This window comes from Massilia sp. Masssp94 (assembly GCF_059491305.1).
Window position 1 is genome coordinate 5854492 of sequence record NZ_CP168501.1, and the last position, 18829, is coordinate 5873320.

13 protein-coding genes are annotated in these 18829 nt (G+C 69.0%); 12 read left to right on the top strand and 1 reads right to left on the bottom strand.

The window, feature by feature from the left end:
• Positions 1 to 4: 4 nt before the first annotated feature.
• From ACEN9G_RS25840 to ACEN9G_RS25865, 6 genes are all read left to right on the top strand, one after another.
• Positions 5 to 466, top strand: a complete 462-nt coding sequence (locus ACEN9G_RS25840) for an Hpt domain-containing protein (protein WP_495605471.1) — start codon at positions 5 to 7, stop codon at positions 464 to 466.
• Positions 366 to 2171, top strand: coding sequence for a hybrid sensor histidine kinase/response regulator (locus ACEN9G_RS25845; protein WP_495605472.1), 1806 nt, complete (start codon positions 366 to 368; stop codon positions 2169 to 2171). The genes ACEN9G_RS25840 and ACEN9G_RS25845 overlap by 101 nt, the downstream gene beginning before the upstream one ends.
• Positions 2168 to 3226, top strand: coding sequence for a chemotaxis protein CheB (locus ACEN9G_RS25850; protein ID WP_483127184.1), 1059 nt, complete (start codon positions 2168 to 2170; stop codon positions 3224 to 3226). Before ACEN9G_RS25845 ends, ACEN9G_RS25850 begins: the two co-directional genes overlap by 4 nt.
• The gene (locus tag ACEN9G_RS25855) at positions 3223 to 6357 is read left to right on the top strand and encodes an EAL domain-containing protein (RefSeq protein ID WP_495605473.1); all 3135 of its coding nucleotides are present in this window, start codon (positions 3223 to 3225) and stop codon (positions 6355 to 6357) included. Before ACEN9G_RS25850 ends, ACEN9G_RS25855 begins: the two co-directional genes overlap by 4 nt.
• A 115-nt stretch (positions 6358 to 6472) precedes the next feature.
• Entirely contained in the window at positions 6473 to 8998 is a 2526-nt protein-coding gene (gene galB, locus ACEN9G_RS25860) for a beta-galactosidase GalB (protein WP_483127186.1), read from the top strand.
• 123 nt (positions 8999 to 9121) lie between these two features.
• Positions 9122 to 10393 (top strand): ATP-binding protein, encoded by a 1272-nt coding sequence (locus ACEN9G_RS25865; RefSeq protein ID WP_413343254.1) that lies wholly within the window; start codon positions 9122 to 9124, stop codon positions 10391 to 10393.
• Between the two features lie 3 nt (positions 10394 to 10396).
• Here the strand turns inward: ACEN9G_RS25865 and ACEN9G_RS25870 are convergent, their stop codons facing one another.
• Positions 10397 to 10711: an MgtC/SapB family protein gene (locus ACEN9G_RS25870; protein ID WP_413343252.1), complete on the bottom strand. Its 315-nt coding sequence runs from the start codon at positions 10709 to 10711 to the stop codon at positions 10397 to 10399.
• Between the two features lie 226 nt (positions 10712 to 10937).
• Here ACEN9G_RS25870 and ACEN9G_RS25875 point away from each other — a divergent pair, with 226 nt between their 5' ends.
• The 6 genes from ACEN9G_RS25875 to ACEN9G_RS25900 are packed head-to-tail and all read left to right on the top strand — an operon-like array spanning position 10938 to position 18826.
• Positions 10938 to 11378: a type IV pilin protein gene (locus tag ACEN9G_RS25875; protein WP_413343250.1), complete on the top strand. Its 441-nt coding sequence runs from the start codon at positions 10938 to 10940 to the stop codon at positions 11376 to 11378.
• The gene (locus ACEN9G_RS25880) at positions 11366 to 12001 is read left to right on the top strand and encodes a pilus assembly FimT family protein (RefSeq protein ID WP_495605474.1); all 636 of its coding nucleotides are present in this window, start codon (positions 11366 to 11368) and stop codon (positions 11999 to 12001) included. Before ACEN9G_RS25875 ends, ACEN9G_RS25880 begins: the two co-directional genes overlap by 13 nt.
• The gene (locus tag ACEN9G_RS25885) at positions 11998 to 12411 is read left to right on the top strand and encodes a prepilin-type N-terminal cleavage/methylation domain-containing protein (RefSeq protein WP_413385725.1); all 414 of its coding nucleotides are present in this window, start codon (positions 11998 to 12000) and stop codon (positions 12409 to 12411) included. Before ACEN9G_RS25880 ends, ACEN9G_RS25885 begins: the two co-directional genes overlap by 4 nt.
• Positions 12408 to 13577, top strand: a complete 1170-nt coding sequence (locus ACEN9G_RS25890; RefSeq protein WP_413385726.1) for a PilW family protein — start codon at positions 12408 to 12410, stop codon at positions 13575 to 13577. The genes ACEN9G_RS25885 and ACEN9G_RS25890 overlap by 4 nt, the downstream gene beginning before the upstream one ends.
• Entirely contained in the window at positions 13574 to 14161 is a 588-nt protein-coding gene (locus ACEN9G_RS25895) for a pilus assembly PilX family protein (protein ID WP_413343209.1), read from the top strand. Before ACEN9G_RS25890 ends, ACEN9G_RS25895 begins: the two co-directional genes overlap by 4 nt.
• A 9-nt stretch (positions 14162 to 14170) precedes the next feature.
• Positions 14171 to 18826, top strand: a complete 4656-nt coding sequence (locus ACEN9G_RS25900) for a PilC/PilY family type IV pilus protein (RefSeq protein WP_413343207.1) — start codon at positions 14171 to 14173, stop codon at positions 18824 to 18826.
• Positions 18827 to 18829 lie beyond the last annotated feature (3 nt).

Here is an 18829-nt window from a genome sequence, read left to right on the forward strand (position 1 = left end):
CGCGATGACCGACGAAGCATTCCGGGAGCGGCTGCGCGCCATCTTCGGCGAAGAGGCGCGCGAGCACCTGGCCCAGATCGACGTGGGCCTGGTGGCGCTCGAACAGGCGGGCGGGGGCCAGCGCGACGTCCTGTTCGAACGCCTGCTGAAGGTGCTGCATACCCTCAAGGGCGCGGCGCGCACCGTCGACGAGATCGAGCTGGAGCGCCTGTGCCATGCGCTGGAAAGCATGCTGGGCGCGGCACGCGCGGCCGGCGCGGCGGGTTTGTCGGCGACGGCCGAACAGTTCGACCTGCTGCACCGGGCCGCCGCCGCGGCGCCGAGTCGTCGACGCGCCCGCCCTGCGCAGCCGCAAGGTGGCTGGCATGCTGGCGGCGCAGCTCGAGACCGCCGCGGCCGAGATGCCGGCGCAGGCGGCCGAGGCGCCCGCGCAGGAAGCGCCGGCGGCGTCGGAGGTGCCGGATGAGCCGGATGAGCCGGACCCGCCGGCGGACGAGACGGAGCAGAACCGGACGGACGAGCGCATCCGCGTCGACGGCCGCTGCATCGACTCGATCCGCGCCCACGCGGAGGGCCTGCTGCCCGTCGAACTGAAGCTGCGCCACCACGTCGACGAATTGCACGCTCTCGCGGCCGGGATCGCGACGCGGCGGCGCGAAGGCGTCGCCTCCTTCGACGACGAAGCGGCGCGCCTCGAGCTCGCGTGCGCCCAGCTGGCCACGGGGCTGGAAAACACGGGCAAGGAATTGCATGGCGTGCGCGCGCGCCTGTTCGAGGCCGTGCTGGAAACGGCGCTGGTGCCGGCCGCCGCCGCGTTCGGCGAGCTGCCCGCGCTCGTGCGCAACCTGGCGCGGGGCCGCGGCAAGCAGGTACGGCTGGAGACGCTGGGCGCCGACGTGGACCTCGACCGGCGCGTGCTGGGCGTCGTGCGCGAAGCGCTGAACCACCTCGTCACCAATGCCGTCGACCACGGCATCGAGACGCCCGACGAGCGCGCGCGCGCGGGCAAGGATCCGGCCGGGCGCATCGAGATCGCGGTGACGCAGCGCGACGCGCGCATGGTGTGCGTGCGCGTGCGCGACGACGGCGCCGGCATCGACGCGGACGCGGTCGCGCGCCGTGCCGGCGTGGACGCGGCGGAACTCGCGCAGATGAGCGAACAGCAGCGCCTGCAGCTCGCCCTGCGGGCCGGCGTGTCGACCCGCACCGAGGTCACGTCCGTGTCGGGCCGGGGCGTGGGCCTGGCCATCGTGGCGGACAAGGTGGCGGCCAGCGGCGGCCAGCTGGTCGTGGGCACCGTGCCGGGCGCCGGCGCGTCGTTCGAACTGCTGCTGCCGGTGGGCGTGGCGAGCCTGCGCGCGCTGGTCGTGGAAGTCGACGGCCACCGCTACGCGCTGCCGCTGGCCGGCCTGGAGGCCGTGCGCAGCGCGGCGCAGGCGGCCGTGCGCACCGTCGAGGGCCGCGAGACCGTGCTGGTGGGCGGGCGCGTGCTGCCGCTCGTGCGCCTCGCCGCACTGTTCGGCACGGCGCGGCCCGGCACCGACGGCGACCAGGGCGTCGTGATCACCGCGCAGGCGGGCGGCCAGGCGTTCGGCGTGCTGGTCGACGCCATCGTCGCCGAGCAGGACCTGCTGCCCAAACCCCTGGGGCCGCTGCTGCGGCGCGTGCGCTGGTTCAGCGGTGCGGCGCAGCTGGGCGACGGCACGCTTGCGCCCGTGATCGCGCTCGAGGACGTCGCCGGGCGCGGGCTCGCGGGGGCCGCCGCCGCGGCCGCGCCGGCGCCGGCGGCGGGACCGCGCAAGGTGCTCGTCGTCGAGGATTCCGTCACGTCGCGCCTGCTGCTCAAGCACATCCTCGAAGGCGCCGGCTATGCGGTGGACACGGCCGTCGACGGCCTCGACGCGCAGTCGCGCCTGCGCACCGGGCGCTACGACGTGGTCGTGAGCGACGTCGAGATGCCGAACATGGACGGCCTGGCGCTCACCGCCAGCATCCGGGCGACGCCGGCCACCGCCGAGCTGCCCGTGATCCTGGTGACGTCGCTGCAGACGCCCGAGCAGCGCGAGGCCGGCCTGCGCGCGGGCGCGGACGCGTATTTCACGAAGGGCAGTTTCGATCAGGACCGCCTGCTGGCGACGGTGCGCCGGGTGGCGGGGATGGAGGCATCATGATCCGGGTACTGGTGGTGGACGACTCGAATTCGGTGCGGGCGCTGCTGATGCACATCCTCGGCACGGCCCCGGGCCTCGCGGTGGTCGGGTGCGCGGCGGACGGCGAGGAAGCCGTGAAGCTCGCGCGCGAGCTGCAGCCGGACGTGATCACGATGGACCTGCACATGCCGCGCATGGACGGCTTCGAAGCCATCCGCCGCATCATGCGCGAATGCCCCACGCGCATCGTCGTCGTCAGCGGCAGCGACGACCGGGCCGAGGTCGACGCCAGCTTCCGCGCGATCGAGGCGGGTGCGCTGGTGCTGGTGCGGCGGCCGCTCGGCATCGGCAACCCGGCGCATGCGGACAGCGCGCGCGACCTCGTGCGCACGGTGAAGGCGATGGCCGAGGTGCGCGTCGTGCGGCGCTGGAGCGATGCGCGCCGGGCCGCGCGGCCGCTGCAGGGGGCGCCGCGGCGGCTCGTGGCCGTCGGCGCGTCGACGGGCGGACCGACGGTGCTGCGCGACATCCTGGCCGAACTGCCGGCCGACTATCCGCTGCCGGTCGTGATCGTGCAGCATCTCGCGCCCGGCTTCATGGACGGCCTGGCGACGTGGCTGGGCGAGGCCAGCGGCTACCCGGTGGAGGTGCTGAAGGATGGCGCCCCGCTGGCGGGCGGGCGCGCCTGCCTCGTCCCGGAAGGCTGGCAGGCGACGCTGGGCCCGGGGCTCGTCGGCCGGCTCGTGCTGGCGCCGCCGGAACACGGCATGTGCCCGTCCGTGTCGCACCTGTTCCGCGCCATCGATCCCGAACTGCGTCCGGCCACCGCGGCGGTCCTCCTGACCGGCATGGGCAAGGACGGCGCGGCCGAATTGAAGCTGTTGCGCGAGCACGGCGCCCTGACCATCGCGCAGGACCGCGCGAGCGCCGTCGTCTACGGCATGCCCGGCGAGGCATTGCGGCTGGACGCCGCGATGCTGGTGCTGGAGCCTGCGGAAATCGGCAAGGTGCTGGCACGCCTGCCGGTCGAGCCGTTTCCGTCATCCGTATTTCCAACCCTTGGGGACCTTCCATGAGCACGTCTCCCGACAACGTCGTCGAACGCGATACCGTGGCCTCCCACGAGATCGAAATCCTGGTGGTGGAGGACAGCGCCACCCAGGCCCGCCAGCTGGCGCAACTGCTCGAAACCGTGGGCTACCGCGTGCGCATCGCGTCCGACGGCCGCGCGGGCCTGGAGGCGGCCCGACAGCGACCGCCGACGCTCATCGTCACCGACATCAACATGCCGCGCATGGACGGCTTCGAGATGTGCAAGGCGATCAAGCAGGACCCGCACGTGCGCGACGTGCCGGTGATCCTGCTCACGTCCCTCTCCAGCCTGTACGACGTGATCAAGGGCCTGGACTGCGGCGCCGACAACTTCATCCGCAAGCCGTTCGAGGCGGACTACCTGCTGGGCCGCATCCGCTTCATCCTCGCCAACCGCGCGCTGCGCTCCAACGAGCGGGTGCAGCTGGGGATGAAGATCAACCTGGGCGGCCAGACCCATTTCATCACGGCGGAACGCCAGCAGATTTTCGATCTCCTGATCTCGACGTACGAGGAAGCGATCCACATGACGGAGCAGCTGCGCGCCCAGCAGGAGCGCATCGCCCATTCGTACCAGTCGCTGGAAGGGCTGTACCGGGTCGCGGAGGCGATCAATCCGGTGCTGTCGGAGCAGGACGTGGCCGAGCGCGCGCTCGACCGCGTGCTGGACCTGCCGGGCGTCACCGGCGCGACGATCCGGCTGCACGACCACGACGGCCGGCCCACGTTCGCCGGCGCGCGCGACGGCACCGGCGCGGTCATGGAGCCGTGCACCTGCGTCATGCCGGCCGGGGCGCAGCCGGCGGCCGTGATGCGGTCGACGTGCCGCGGCTTTCCCAGCCTGCGCGTCCCGCTGTCGACCGGCACGCGCAGCCGCGGCATGATGTGCCTGACCGTCGGCGACGGCCCGCTGGCCGAGGACGACCGCCAGGTACTGGAGACGGTCGGCAGCCAGATCGCCGTCGCCGTCGAGCGCGCGCACCTGTACGGCAACATGGAGCGCCTGGTCGACGAGCGCACGGCGGCGCTGGAATCGGAGCGTGCGCTGCTGGCGGCCGTCGTGAACCTGTCCGGGGCGCTGGTCTGCGTGGTGGACGGCGACGGCAGCATCCGGCTGTTCAATCCGGCCTGCGAGCAGACGTCGGGCTGGCGTGCGGAAGAGGTGCTGGGGCGGCCGTTCCGCGACCTGTTCCGCCGCGCCGACAACGCGCCCGTGGAATTCAATGCGTCGCCGGCCGGGACGATGCCCGTGCAGCAGAGCGGCGAATGGGTCGCGCGCGACGGGTCCGTGCGCTCCGTGATCTGGTCGTCGACCATGCTGCCCCGCGCCGACGGCAGCGTGCAGTACGTCGTCACGGCGGGCATGGACGTGACGGAGCTGCGCCGCGCCGAAGAGAGCCTGCGCTATCTCTCCAACTTCGACCGCGAGACGGGCCTGCCGAACGACGTGCTGCTGCGCGACCGCGTGCGCCAGATGCAGGCCCGCGTCATCGACGGCAAGCCGCTGCTCGGCTACATGCTGCTGCGCCTGACGCGCTTGCAGGTGATCCGCGCCAGCGTGGGCGTGGAAGCCGAACAGGCGCTGCTGCGCCAGGCCGCGACTCGCCTCGGCGAGCTCCAGGACGCCGACCTCACGGTCGCGCGCACGGGCGAGCGCACGTTCACGCTCGCCGCCCTGCGCGCGAACGAGGCGGAGATGGCCGCGCTGGCGCGCCTGGTGCTGGAGCGCATGGACCAGGCGTTCGTCCACGACGGCGAGGACGTGCACCTGGACCCGTGCATCGGCATCGCCCTGTTCCCGAACGACGCCGACGACTACGACGGCCTCACCCAGGACGCCGAGGCGGCGCTGCAGCGTGCCCTGGCGAGCAAGGACGAGCGCTACGCGTTCTACCGGCCGGAACTCAACGACGGGGTGTACGAGCGCTACCGCTTCGAAAACGCGCTGCGGCGCGCGCTCGAACGCGACGAGCTGATCGTGTACTACCAGCCGCAGGCGAGTCTCGCCACCGGGCAGCTCATCGGCTTCGAGGCGCTGCTGCGCTGGCAGCATCCGGAACTGGGCCTGATCCCGCCGGGCCGCTTCATCGGCCTGGCCGAGGAGACGGGCATGGTCCTGCCCATCGGCGAGCGGGTGCTGCGGCTGGCCTGCGAACAGTCGATGGCATGGCAGCGCGAGGGCCTGCGCGCCGTGCCGGTCTCGGTGAACCTGTCGGCGCGCCAGTTCTCGGAACGGATCGTCGACACGGTCGCGAAAACCCTCGCCGCGACTGGGCTGGAACCGAAGCTGCTGGAACTGGAGCTGACGGAAAGCGCGTCGATGGAAGACCCGCAGAAGACCGTCGACATCCTGTGCAAGCTGAAGGAGATGGGCGTGCGCCTGGCCATCGACGATTTCGGTACCGGGTATTCGAACCTGAATTACCTGAAGCGCTTCCCCGTCGACCGCCTGAAGCTCGACCAGTCGTTCGTGCGCGACCTGACGTCCGACCCGGACGACCTGGCGATCGCGCGTGCCGTGATCGCGATGGGACACGGCCTGCGGCTGGACGTGATCGCGGAAGGCGTCGAGACGGAAGGGCAGCTGGCGCTGCTGGCGCAGCACGGCTGCGACGAGGTGCAGGGCTACCTGTTCGGCCGGCCCGCGGCGCCCGAGGATTGCGGCCGCATGCTGCGCGAGGAAAAGTCGCTCGCCCTGGACAAGCTGCAGCCGCAGCCCTACCACCGCACCCTGCTGTACGTGGACGACGAAGTGAACCTGCTGGCGGCGATCCGGCGCGCGATGCGCCAGAGCGGCTACCGCGTGCTCGTCGCGAGCAATGCGCGCGAGGCGTTCGAGATCCTCGCGACGAACGAGGTGGGCGTCATCGTGTGCGACCAGCGCATGCGCGGGATGAGCGGCACCGAATTCCTCGCGCGCGTGAAGCAGATGTATCCGCTCGCCGTGCGCATGGTGCTGTCGGGGTACACGGACCTGCAGTCGGTCACGGAGGCCGTCAACCGGGGCGCGATCTTCAAGTTCCTGACGAAACCATGGATCGACACGGAACTGGACGAGGCGGTGCGCGAGGCGTTCGCCGAATTCGAGTCGAAACGGCTGCACGGGAACCCGTGAAGGAGGCTCTGCTATCGCGCTTTTGGATACCGGCCCGGCCCATTTCATATAGCTGGGCGCGGGGAGGCTGGCTCATACTTGGGGTTTCCCTTCTCATAACCATAACGACGAGACTATGACGCTTCTTCCCCGTTCCCTCACCATCGTTGCCCTCGGCGTCGCCATGCTGTGCGGCGGCGCCCATGCGGCCGACGTCCGCGAACGCCAGTCGTTCGACGCCGGCTGGCGCTTCACGAAAGGCGATCCGGCCGGCAGCGCGGCAGCGGACGCCGCCTCCCAGCCGGCCTTCGACGACGCCGCGTGGCGCAAGCTCGACCTGCCGCACGACTGGGGCATCGAAGGGCCGTTCAGGCAGGAGTACCCGGGCGAGACGGGCAAGCTGCCGTGGTGGGGCGTCGGCTGGTACCGCAAGCACTTCACCTTGCCGGCCGGCGACGCGGGCCGCCGCGTCTACCTGGACATCGACGGCGCCATGTCGCACGCGAAGGTCTGGGTGAACGGTCAATACGTGGGCGGGTGGCCGTACGGCTATGCGTCGTGGCGCGTGGACCTGACGCCGTACGCGAAGCCGGGCAACGACAACGTCGTGGCGATCCGGCTCGACAATCCCGAGAAGTCGTCGCGCTGGTATCCGGGCGGCGGCATCTACCGCCACGTCTGGCTCGTCAAGACGACGCCCGTGCACGTGGCCCAGTACGGGACGTTCGTGACGACGCCGCAGGTGTCGAAGGCGCAGGCCACCGTCTCCGTGCAGGCGACGGTGGAAAGCAACGGCCGCGCGGCGCAGGTACAGGTCGCGACCGAGATCTACACGCTCGACGCGGCCGGCAAGCGCGGCGCCGCGCCGGTCGCGCGCCAGGCGGCCACGAAGGTCACCAAGGTGGAGGCGGATCGCCAGGCCCAGCTCACGCAGACGCTGACGGTGCCGCAGCCGAAGCTGTGGAGCATCGCGAGCCCGCAGCGCTACGTGGCCGTCACCACCGTCACGGAAAACGGCCAGGTGACGGACGTCGTCGAGACCCCGTTCGGCATCCGCAGCGCCGTGTTCGACGCGAACAAGGGCTTCCTGCTGAACGGCCAGCGCGTGCCGCTGAACGGCGTGTGCATGCACCACGACCTGGGCGCGCTGGGCAGCGCGATCAACGAGCGCGCCCTCGAGCGCCAGCTCGAGCTGCTGCGCGAGATGGGCACGAACGCGATCCGCACGAGCCACAACCCGCCGGCGCCGGAGCTGCTGGACCTCGCCGACCGCATGGGCTTCGTCGTGCTGGACGAGGCGTTCGACATGTGGCACGAAAAGAAGACGCCGAACGACTACCACACGTCGTTCGACGAATGGCACGAGAAGGACCTGCGCGCGCAGATCCGGCGCGACCGTAACCACCCGAGCGTGATCGCCTGGAGCACCGGCAACGAGATCCCGGAGCAGGGCAAGCCGGAAGGCTGGAAGCTGGCCGCGCACCTGGCCGAGATCGCGCGCGGCGAGGACCGCACGCGCCCGATCACGTCCGCATACAACCACACGGATTCCGGCTACAACGGCTTCCAGAACGTGGTCGACATCTTCGGCTACAACTACAAGCCGGGCGAGTACGGCAAGATGCATGCGTCCGCGCCCTACCTGCCGATCTACGGCAGCGAGACCGCGTCGACGATCAGCTCGCGCGGCGAATACTTCTTCCCGGTCAGCGACGACAAATCGAAAGGCGCCGCCAACTTCCAGGTCAGCAGCTACGACCTGACGGCGCCGCCGTGGGCGACGTCGCCCGACGTCGAATTCAAGGGGCAGGACGACAATCCGTTCGTGGCGGGCGAATTCGTGTGGACCGGCTTCGACTACCTGGGCGAGCCGACGCCGTACAACGACGACACGACGAACCTGCTGAACTTCACCGATCCCGCCCAGCAGGCGCGCGCCGCGCAGGAACTGGCGACGCTGAAGAAGATCGCGATGCCGTCGCGCAGCTCGTACTTCGGCATCATCGACCTGGCCGGCTTCAAGAAGGACCGCTTCTACTTGTACCAGGCCCGCTGGCGTCCGGAACTGCCGATGGCGCACCTGCTGCCGCACTGGAACTGGCCGGAGCGCGTGGGCCAGGTGACGCCGGTGCATTTGTACACGTCCGGCGACGAGGCGGAGCTGTTCCTGAACGGCAAATCGCTGGGCCGCAAGAAGCGCGGCCCGCGCGACTACCGCCTGCGCTGGGACGACGTCGTCCACCAGCCCGGCACCTTGAAAGCGGTCGTGTACAAGAAGGGCAAGCGCTGGGCCGAGGACACCGTCGCGACGACGGGCGCGCCCGCGAAGCTGCTCGTGTCGGCCGACCGTGCCAGGCTGCGCGCGGACGGGAAGGACTTGTCGTTCGTGACGGTCACGATCGCGGACAAGGATGGCCGTCAGGTACCGCGCTCGCATGACCGCATCACCTTCAAGCTGTCCGGGCCGGGCGAGATCGTCGCGACGGACAATGGCGACGCGACCGACCTGGAAGCGTTCCAGTCGCCGCAGCGCAAGGCCTTCAACGGCCTGGCGCTGGCCATCGTGAAGACGAAGGCGGGCGAAGCGGGCAAGCTGACCCTGACGGCCAGCGCCGACGGGCTCGAAGGGGCGCAGGTGACACTGGACACCCAGGCGCAGTAAGGCCGACTGTTGTAATCAGGCGATAGCGACCGAAACTCTTGCATGCAAGAGTTTCAAGAAAGCCCCCACGCTCGGCGTTTCCTCCGGATAATGGAATTTCCGTAAATATGTCGAGCCATCGCCATGGAATTTGAAGTTTTCGAATCGCTATCGTCGAGTCCCGCGCCGGCCGAAGCCGCGTCGCCCCTGGTCCGGCTGCAATACCTGATCGACAACACGCCGGCGATCATCTACGCAACCGTGCCCAGCGGCGACTTCAAGATGACGTTCGTGAGCAACAATGCCTACAACGTCCTCGGCTACCGGCCGGAAGAGATGCTGGCCGATCCGAACTTCTGGTTCGACCATCTCCATCCGGACGACGCGCCGAGCATCTTTTCCAGCCTGGCCCAGCTGTTCGTGGAAGGCGAGCGCACATACGAATACCGGTTCCGCACCGCGAGCGGCGAGTTCGTGTGGATGCACGACCGCCTGCGCCTGATCCGCGACGAGCACGGCACGCCGGTGGAAGTCATCGGCTCGCTGACGGACATCACCTCGCGCAAGAACATGGAGCAGAAACAGCAGCAACTGATCGCCCGCCTGAGCGAGGCGCACGAGCAGCTGCTGCAGTCGGAAAAGATGGCGTCGATCGGCCAGCTGGCGGCCGGCGTCGCGCACGAGATCAACAACCCGATCGGCTTCGTCAACTCCAATATGGGGACGTTGGGGCACTACGTGGACACGCTGCTGAACGTGGTGGACGCGTACGGCGAGGCGGTGCAGAAGGCGGCGCCCGGCTCGGCGCTGACGGCGCAGATCGAGGCGATCAACCGCGAGGCCGACCTCGGCTACCTGAAGGACGACATCGCCGACCTCGTGAGCGAGTCGATGGACGGCCTGAAGCGCGTGAAGGACATCGTCCAGGCGCTGAAGGATTTTTCGCACGTCGGCCAGAACGACTGGCAGTACGCGGACGTGCACGCGGGCCTGGACACGACGCTCAACATCGTCGCCAACGAGATCAAGTACAAGGCGACGGTCGAGAAGCACTACGGCAAGCTCCCGGAAATCAAGTGCCTGGCCTCGCAGCTGAACCAGGTGTTCATGAACCTGCTCGTGAATGCCGCCCAGGCCATCAAGAACAAGGGCGTGATCACGATCGCCACCGGGGCGAGCGAGGGCTGGGTGTGGGTGAAGATCAGCGACAACGGCTGCGGCATCCCGCAGGACAACCTGAAACGCATCTTCGAACCGTTCTTCACCACCAAGCCGGTGGGCAGCGGGACGGGCCTCGGCCTGTCGCTGTCGTACAGCATCGTCAACAAGCACGGCGGGCGTATCGACGTGGCGTCGAAGCCGGATGTCGGCACCGTCTTCACGATCAAGCTGCCGGTGGTGCCGCCGGCGTCCTGACGCTCATTCCTCATGCAGGCGGATCGCCTGCTTCTCCTGTTCCGGCTTGTCCAGCCAGCGCCGGTGCAACGCCCGCTCGATGGGCTTGCCGCACACGAACAGGACGAACACGAGGACGAGGGCGATCGCGGCGATCTGCCACGAGCCCATGCCGCACAGGATGCCGAGGATCGCGGTGATCCACACGCAGGCGCCCAGGCATACGAGTCCCAGGGTGCGGATGCCGGTGGGCTTGCCGTGCAGGTTGCGGTCCAGGCCGATCATGCCGCCGACAAGGACCGAGACCGTCAGGCGCAACAGGATGTCGAGGTAGTCCATGCGTCGCGTTGTTGTCGAGAGAACACTATCCTGCCACCTCGATGCCAACCACGCGGAGCGCCTTATGGATCTGATAAATCCTGTTAAAACATTCGTAATTTCTCGTATTACATGCGAAAAAAACTGTCTCGTTCCCGTCCAAAAAGCCTGGTTTCGTCGCTTTTTTACGACCACGTCGTGCGAGGTTGCGCTAATATTGACGCGCGGAAACTTTCACCCAATGTTTATGAAAACACGTTCCCTGACCACCCGGCGCGAACGCGGCTTCACGCTGATCGAGATCCTTGTCGTCGTCGCGATCGTCGGCATCCTCAGCGCCATCGCCGTCCCGACCTATCGCGACTACGTGATACGGGCGCGACTGACCGAAGCGTTCTCGGGCCTCGGCAGTGTGCAGATCGCCGCCGAGGATTACTGGAACAACGGCAGTCCCCACACGTACGCCGGCTTCGACCGGCTACCGCCGAACAGTGCCAGCTTCACGTTCGCGCTGAGCGGCGCGACCGCGTCCGCGTACACCGTGACGGCGACGGGTGCCGGTCCGGTGGCGGGCTTCGTCTACACGGTCGACCAGAACGGCAGCCGCGCGACGACGGCCGCGCCGACCGGGTGGGGTACGAGCACGTCGTGCTGGATCGACCGCAAGGGTGGCCAGTGCACCCAGTGACGCTCCCGCCGGCGGCGCGCGGCTTCACGCTGATCGAGGCCGCGGTGGTCGTCGCCATCATGGGCATCGTGCTCGCGGTCGGCTTGCCGTCCATGTCGGACTGGCTGCTGGGCCGCAAGGCGCTGGCGGCCGCCGTGTTTTACCAGGACGGCTTCACGCTCGCGCGCAACGCGGCGATCGCGCACAACAGCCACAGCCGGCTCGTGCTGACCGAAAACGCCGCCAACGGCAAGATGGACTGGCGCGTCGACATCTGCTTCCCGACGTCGGGCACGCCGTGCAACGACGTGACGGGCGGCTGGTCGACCGCCGCCGCGGCGGCGGACGGCGATCCCGATCCGAACCCCGTCTTCCGCTCGATCGCACGTAGCGCCCAGGCCATGCCGGGCGAGAGCGACCTCGCGCAGGCCGTGAGCCCGTCCGGCGCCACCGAAGTCTATTTCACGCCGCTGGGCTGGGTCGATACGGCCGTCGCGCCGTATCTCGCGCGGATCGACATGGCGCCGTCGCTCACGCGCGCGCACGCCTTCGCCCCGCTGGCCGTCGTGTTGACGCTGGCCGGCATCGCGTCCATCTGCGACCCGGCGGCGCCGGCGCACGACGTCCGCGGGTGCCCGCCATGATCGCACGCCGCCAGCAGGGCATGGCCCTGATCGAATCCATCGTCGCCGCCGTGTTGCTGGCGGTCGGCCTGCTCGGCGTCGTCGGCATGCAGGCGCGGTCGATGGGCGCCCTGGCCGACACCGGCATGCGCGCCGAGGCGACCATCGCGGCCGACCGGCTGCTCGGCATGATGGCCGTCGACCTGCCGAACGCGGGCGCGTACGCGCTGGCCGCGGGCGCGACGCCGAACGCGCGCCTGCAGCCGTGGTACGACGACACGCGTGCGCGTATCCCGAATGCGCAGGTGGTGATCGCCGTGACGCCCGCGGCCGGGCGCACGCGCGTGGCGATCACGATTTCCTGGACCCGCAAGACGGGGGCGGCACAGAACGCGCACCGGGTCGTGTCCTACCTGGCGGCGGCGACATGATGCGCGCGCCATCGCGCCGGGCAGGGGGCTTCTCGCTCGTCGAGCTGATGGTCAGCGTGGCCATCGGCCTGCTGGCACTCCTGTTTGCGCTGCGCATGGTGGGGGGCGCCGAACAGACGCGCCGCACCGCGCTGGGGGGCTCGGACGAAATGCAGAACGGGATGGTCGCGCTGTTCTCGCTCGCTAACGACGCGGGTAATGCCGGTTATGGCCTCAACGATCCCATCATCGCCGGCTGCAACACGCAGTTCAGCGACACGGCGGGATACGAGCTGGCGCCCGCGCCGCGCGGCACGGCGACCGTGACGCCGCTTGCGCCCGTCGTGATCGAGTCGCACGGTGCGGACGCGGACCGGATCTCGTTCTATGCCGGCACGTCGGTCGGCGGCACGCCCACGCTGCGTCTGACCAGCGACGCTGCGGCCGGCGCCACGCAGCTCGACGTGGACCGCATCGTGTACGGTTTCAGCCAGGGCGACGTGCTCGTCGTCGCGCCCGAGCAGCCGGGTGCCGACTGCCGTCTCGTCCAGCGTTCCGACAACGACCAGACGGCCACGCGCGTCCTGCTGGCGTCCGGCGGCGGCATGCGCTTTAACGACAACACGTCGACGGCCACGTTCAAGGGCTACGCCGCGCGCGTGTTCGACCTCGGCCCGGCCGGGAACCTGGCGTTTCGCTCGTGGTCAGTGGCGGACGGCTACCTGCAGCTGCAGGCGGCGGCGCCGGTGGACGCGGCGGGGCAGCCGTCGACCGTGGCCGAGGACATCGTCTCCATCAAGGCCCAGTACGGCATCGACACCCGCACGGGGAGCGCGTTCCTGCCGCAGAACGGCTTGCAGGTGAACCGCTGGACGGCCACGATGATCGATGCGGACGGTTCGGGCACGGTGGGCGACGCGGGCGACTGGCAACACATCGCCGCCGTGCGCCTGGCCGTCGTCGCGCGCAGCAAGGCCGTCGAGCACCCTGCCGCCGGCGCGGCCTGCACGACCACGACGGCGCAACCGGTCGTATTCTCGAGCGCCGCGCCTGCCGGCGTGGCCGGCGTGCCCATTACGGTGAACGTCGCCGTGACCGGCGATCCGCTCGACTGGCGCTGCTACCGCTACCGCGTGTTCGAGACCGTGGCCACGCTGCGCAATGCGGGATGGAGGCCGAATCCATGAGAACGCGGCCGAACCTGCGGGCCCACGGCATGGCGCTGCCTGTCGTGCTGATCATCCTCGCCGTGATGCTGCTGGGGAGCGTGTACCTGCTCCGCTCCGTCAACTCCACCGCGCTCACGACCGGCAATCTCGCCTACGACACCACCCTGAGCCGCGAAGCCGACCTGGGCTTGCACACGGCGTTTGCCTGGCTGAGCCAGACCGCGCAGACCAACAAGGCGGCGCTGAACCAGGACGACGCGGCCAGCGGCTACGTGGCCACGTGGGACGCCGCCAGCCAGGCGCGCGACGCCGCATTCTGGAACGGCAGCCGCACCATCACCGGCGACGACGGCACGAGCATCGAATACGTGATCCACCGCCTGTGCGCGTCGGCCGGCGCGTACAGCGGCACGAACCGCTGCATGCAGACGGCCGCCAATACGGCGACGGCGGGCAGCACGGTGGCGATGGGCGACAGCCTGGCCTCCGACGCGCCGTCGTATGCGGGTACGCCCCAGCTGCATTACGTGATCACGGCACGCATCACCGGCGGCCGCGGAGCCAACGTGACCAACCAGATGATCGTCCTGATCGGCGCCTGACCTACCATCATGAATAAACTCCTCGTCATCCTGGGCTTCGTTGCCCTGACGCTGGCCGGCACCGCCGGCGCGGCCGTGACCAGCATTGCCCAGCTTCCGCTCCTCAACGTCGACGGCACCGGTAACGTCAAGCCGAACCTGATGCTGCTGTACGATAACTCGGGCTCGATGGCGAGCGCCTTCACGCCGGACTATATCGACGACAGCACGACGTGCCGCTCGCGCGCGCTGATGACGGGCGGGACCCGCGGCTGCACGGTCGGGCACCCGCCATTCAACAGCGCGGACTTCAACCGCCAGTACTACGACCCGAAGGTGCGCTACACGCCGCCGGTGCGCGCGGACGGCACCTCGTACACATCGATGACGCGCAGCGCAACCAGCGACTGGACGTCCGTGACGACGGACGGCTTCGGCGTAAACCGACGCGACCTGCTGGGGAACAGCGCCGCCAGCACGAACCTCGCGACCGGATTCCCCGACCTGCGCTGGTGCGACTCGAACAGTGCCAATTGCGTCTACAACTCGGCCACGTACACGTATCCGAACGATGTGCGCTATACCGCGAAGGCGTACACGACCAACCCCTACTACTATACGATCAACGTTGCCGAGTACTGCACGACCGCCGCGCTGACGACGTGCGTGACGACCGCAGTGGGCGCACCGGCACCCAACGGTTATCCGTTCCCTGCCAGGGTGCGCTGGTGCGACAGCACCGCGCTCACCAACTGCCAGGCGAAATACGTCGGCAACTTCAAATACCCGCGTTTCTCGAATCCGAACGGCGGCGTCGTCGCCGCTTATGGCACGATCACGATCGGCACGTCGGCCTCGAACGGTGCCATCACGATCAATGGCGTGTCGGTCGCCGAGTCGGGGGGCAACGTCGTCATCACGAACAACGCGGTGACTGCCGCGTCGGGCACCAATACGGTCGGCAAGCAGCAGACGGTAGCGACCGCGCTCGCCGCGTCGATCATCGCGAAGACCGGGCTGACGAACCAGTACCTCGCCTGCGTGCGCACGCCGGCGTCGGGCTACGGCGTGCCGGCCTGCTCGACCTACGGCATCACGCTCGGCACCGACAACGTCGTGGCCGTGATCCCGATCGACTGCGCCAGCGGCACGAGCGGCAAATCCATGGGCGTCTGCTCGGTCCTGACGGACAGCAGCCGTTCCGGCTGGGCCATCACGGTGGACGCGCCGGCGGCCATCGTCCAGGCCGCGCAGCCGGCAACGGCCCTCATCACGGTGTCCGGCACGGCCAGCAATAGCAAGAATTCCAGCAGCCGCACCGTGCTTGCCGGCGGCACGAAGCTGGGCAGCAAGACCATCATCGCATCCGACATGACGTTCGGCAGAGGAGCGAGCAATACTGCGGTCGCTTCGGCCATCGCGGGTGCGATCGGCACGCAGGGCACCATCACGGCTTACGCCGGCGGAAACGCCGTCACGACGGCCTGCGCGGGCAAGGGCGCCGCCACGGTCTGCGTGGCCGACACGGGCGCCAGCGCGGGCGGTGCCGCGATCACGATGGGGGCGCTCACCAACAACGGCGGCAACATCAGCTTCGCGCTGACGCCGGCGTCGGCGCCCGTGCCCGCCGTGTACGACACGATGCCGGTAACGACGACACCGCTGGGCAGCGGGGCCGCCGTATTCGTGCGCACGGACATCGTGCCCACCGTGACGAGCTACCCGAAGGCGGCCGGCCGCACCGACTGCGCCGGCGACACCTGCACGTACGACGAGGAGATGACGAACTTCGCCAACTGGTATGCCTACTACAAGACGCGCAACCAGATGATGAAAACCGCCGTCGGTCTCGCGTTCCAGGCGCTGACGTCGAACTACAACGTCGGCATCGTCGCGCTGTCCGCCGCTGCGGCCGAGGGCACGATGACGGCGCCCCAGCAATTCACGGGCGACGCGCGCACGACGTGGTACTCGACCCTGTACGCGATGGACGGCAGCCAGTCGACGCCGCTGCGCCCGGCGCTGCACGCGATCGGCAAGATGTACGCCAACCTGAGTCCCTACGTGGCCGCGGCCGGATCGGAAGTGGTGCAGTACCCGTGCCAGCAGAATTTCACGTTCATCACGACCGACGGATACTGGAACGGCGGGGCCGCGTCCACGGTCGTCAACAACGACAACGTCGAAAGCACGGCGCGCTTCTGCACGCGCGGCACCGGCTGCTACGATCCGAGCGCCCAGAGCTACAACACGCTGGCCGACGTCGCGCTGTACTGGTACAACGGCGGCTCGAACACGGCCTCGTCGTCGCTGCGCTCGGCGCTGGAAGACTGGACGAAACCTGGTCTCGTACCCGCGCAGGCGGGAGAAAACAGCCGCCTGCACATGAATACCTATGCGCTCGGCCTGGGCGTGGACGGCGTCATGAACTACGAGCCGAAGTACGATTCGGCGCCGGTGCCGGGCGGCGATTTCTACAACCTGATTACCGGCGCGGCGACCGGCTGCCCGTGGAACGGCAACGGCGCGTACGTCTGGCCGGATCCGAAGACGAGCGACTCCAGCGGCTCGGCCGCCTACCAGTCGCGCGTGGACGACCTGTGGCATGCCGCCATCAATGGCCACGGCCACTATTTCAGCGCGTCCGATCCGACCCAGGTCGTCCAGGGCCTGTCCTCGGCGCTGTCGGCGATCCAGGTGCGCATCGGCGCCGCGTCGGCGGCCGCGACGTCCACGCCGAACATCTCGCAGCAGGACAACGACATCTTTTCGTCCACGTTCACGACCGTGCGCTGGTACGGCGAACTGTCGGACCGCAAGATTGATCCGATTACCGGCGCGGTCTCGACGACGGCCGCGTGGACGTCGTCGGACACGGTCGGCCGCCTCGTCGGAGACAGCAGCGATATACGCACGATCTGGATGCAGGACACCGTGAACGGCGGCCTGAAGCCGTTTACCTACGCGAACCTGACGGCGACCGAGAAAACCTGGTTCGACAACAAGTGCACGGGGCTGGCCCAGTGCGCCAGCCTGTCGGCGACCGACCGCGCCACCGTCAACGCCGGCGCCAACATCGTCGACTGGCTGCGCGGGCAGCAGCAGTACGCGGACGGGACGGTCCTGCGCGCGTACTCGCGCACCGACCACAACCCGCCCGGCCTGACGACGACGATCCCGATCGTGCTGGGCGACATCGCTTCTTCGAAACCGGCCTACCTGCGCGATCCGCGCAAGGGCTATTCCATCGCGGGCTATGCCGATTACAAGGCCGCCAACGCGACGCGCTCCCCGACCGTGTTCGTGGCCGCGAACGATGGGATGCTGCACGCTTTCGATGCGGCGGCTGGCTCCGAACTGTGGGCCTACGCGCCGCGCATCACGATGAAGAAACTGTACCTGCAGGCCGGCACGACCTACGGCACCAACCACCAGTTCACGACGGACGGCGCACCCGAGGTGGCCGACGTCAAGATCGACGGCACGTGGCGCGCCGTGCTGGTGGCCGGCCTGAACGCGGGCGGCCGCGGCTACTACGCGCTGGATGTCACCGATCCCGCGCATCCGCATGCCTTGTGGGAATTATGCGCCGATCCGGCCGTGTGCAGCGGTACGGCGTACGACGCCGACATCGGCCTGACGTTCGGGAACCCGCAGTTCGGCACGTGGAAGGACAGCGGCGGGACCGAACACTGGGTCGTGTTTCTCACGTCGGGCTACAACAACGTGCCGGGCACCGACGGCGTGAACGGCGGCAGCGGCGCGGGCTACCTGTATGTGGTCGACGTCGCCACGGGCCAGGTGCTGAACAAGGCCAGTACGGGCAGCGGCGACACGACCACGCCGTCCGGCTTTACGCGCATCACGGCGATTACCGCGAACCCGCTGACCGATCCGCTCGTGACATATGTGTACGGGGGCGACAACCAGGGCAAGATGTACCGCTTCGACTACACTGCGGGCGGCGCGCCGGTGGTGGTTCGGATGGCCGATGCCGGCAGCGCGCAGCCCGTGACTTCGCGGCCGGAGATCACGCAGTGCCAGGCGAACGGCACGGATGCGCAGGGCAATACGACGACGGCCGTCCGCACGATGGTCGTGTACGGGACGGGGCGGCTGCTGGACCTGACCGACATCGCGAATACCGACACGCAGAGCGTTTACGTCCTGAAGGATACGGGCACGGGTATCTCCGCCGTGGACTGGCGCACCGCCACGAAGATGGCGCAGATGCGCCTGACGAAGAGCGCGGCCGGCGGCGGCGACACATACGCCATCAGTGGCACGACCGTCAACTGGGGGACCCAGGCGGGCTGGTACATGGACCTGGACCAGAACAGCGGCGAGCGCGTCAACCTGGACCCGAAAGTCGTTTCCGGCACGCTCAACGTGGTGGCCAACCTGCCGACGTCGTCGTCCGCCTGTTCGGTCGGCGGTACGAGCAATCTGTACCAGCTCGACGTCTGCACGGCGCAGCCGTTGCTGGTCGATTCCAGCAACCAGCCCATCGTGGGCCGCGCCCTGTCGAATACGTCGGCGGCCGTCGGCTTCATCATCGTGCGGCTGCCGAACGGCGCGCTGAAGCTGATCGCGACGACTGCGGACGGCAAGAACACGCCGTTCGATCTGCCGGCCGCCACGGCGCAAGCCGCACGCAAGGCCGGCTGGCGGCGCGTGCGCGACTGAGCC

Bases quoted from the DNA above. Each gene is read 5' to 3' on its own strand.
- ACEN9G_RS25840 (WP_495605471.1), top strand. From the start codon at position 5: ATGACCGACGAAGCATTCCGGGAGCGGCTGCGCGCCATCTTCGGCGAA.
- ACEN9G_RS25845 (WP_495605472.1), top strand. From the start codon at position 366: ATGCTGGCGGCGCAGCTCGAGACCGCCGCGGCCGAGATGCCGGCGCAG.
- ACEN9G_RS25850 (WP_483127184.1), top strand. From the start codon at position 2,168: ATGATCCGGGTACTGGTGGTGGACGACTCGAATTCGGTGCGGGCGCTG.
- ACEN9G_RS25855 (WP_495605473.1), top strand. From the start codon at position 3,223: ATGAGCACGTCTCCCGACAACGTCGTCGAACGCGATACCGTGGCCTCC.
- galB (WP_483127186.1), top strand. From the start codon at position 6,473: ATGACGCTTCTTCCCCGTTCCCTCACCATCGTTGCCCTCGGCGTCGCC.
- ACEN9G_RS25865 (WP_413343254.1), top strand. From the start codon at position 9,122: ATGGAATTTGAAGTTTTCGAATCGCTATCGTCGAGTCCCGCGCCGGCC.
- ACEN9G_RS25870 (WP_413343252.1), bottom strand. From the start codon at position 10,711: ATGGACTACCTCGACATCCTGTTGCGCCTGACGGTCTCGGTCCTTGTC.
- ACEN9G_RS25875 (WP_413343250.1), top strand. From the start codon at position 10,938: ATGAAAACACGTTCCCTGACCACCCGGCGCGAACGCGGCTTCACGCTG.
- ACEN9G_RS25885 (WP_413385725.1), top strand. From the start codon at position 11,998: ATGATCGCACGCCGCCAGCAGGGCATGGCCCTGATCGAATCCATCGTC.
- ACEN9G_RS25890 (WP_413385726.1), top strand. From the start codon at position 12,408: ATGATGCGCGCGCCATCGCGCCGGGCAGGGGGCTTCTCGCTCGTCGAG.
- ACEN9G_RS25895 (WP_413343209.1), top strand. From the start codon at position 13,574: ATGAGAACGCGGCCGAACCTGCGGGCCCACGGCATGGCGCTGCCTGTC.
- ACEN9G_RS25900 (WP_413343207.1), top strand. From the start codon at position 14,171: ATGAATAAACTCCTCGTCATCCTGGGCTTCGTTGCCCTGACGCTGGCC.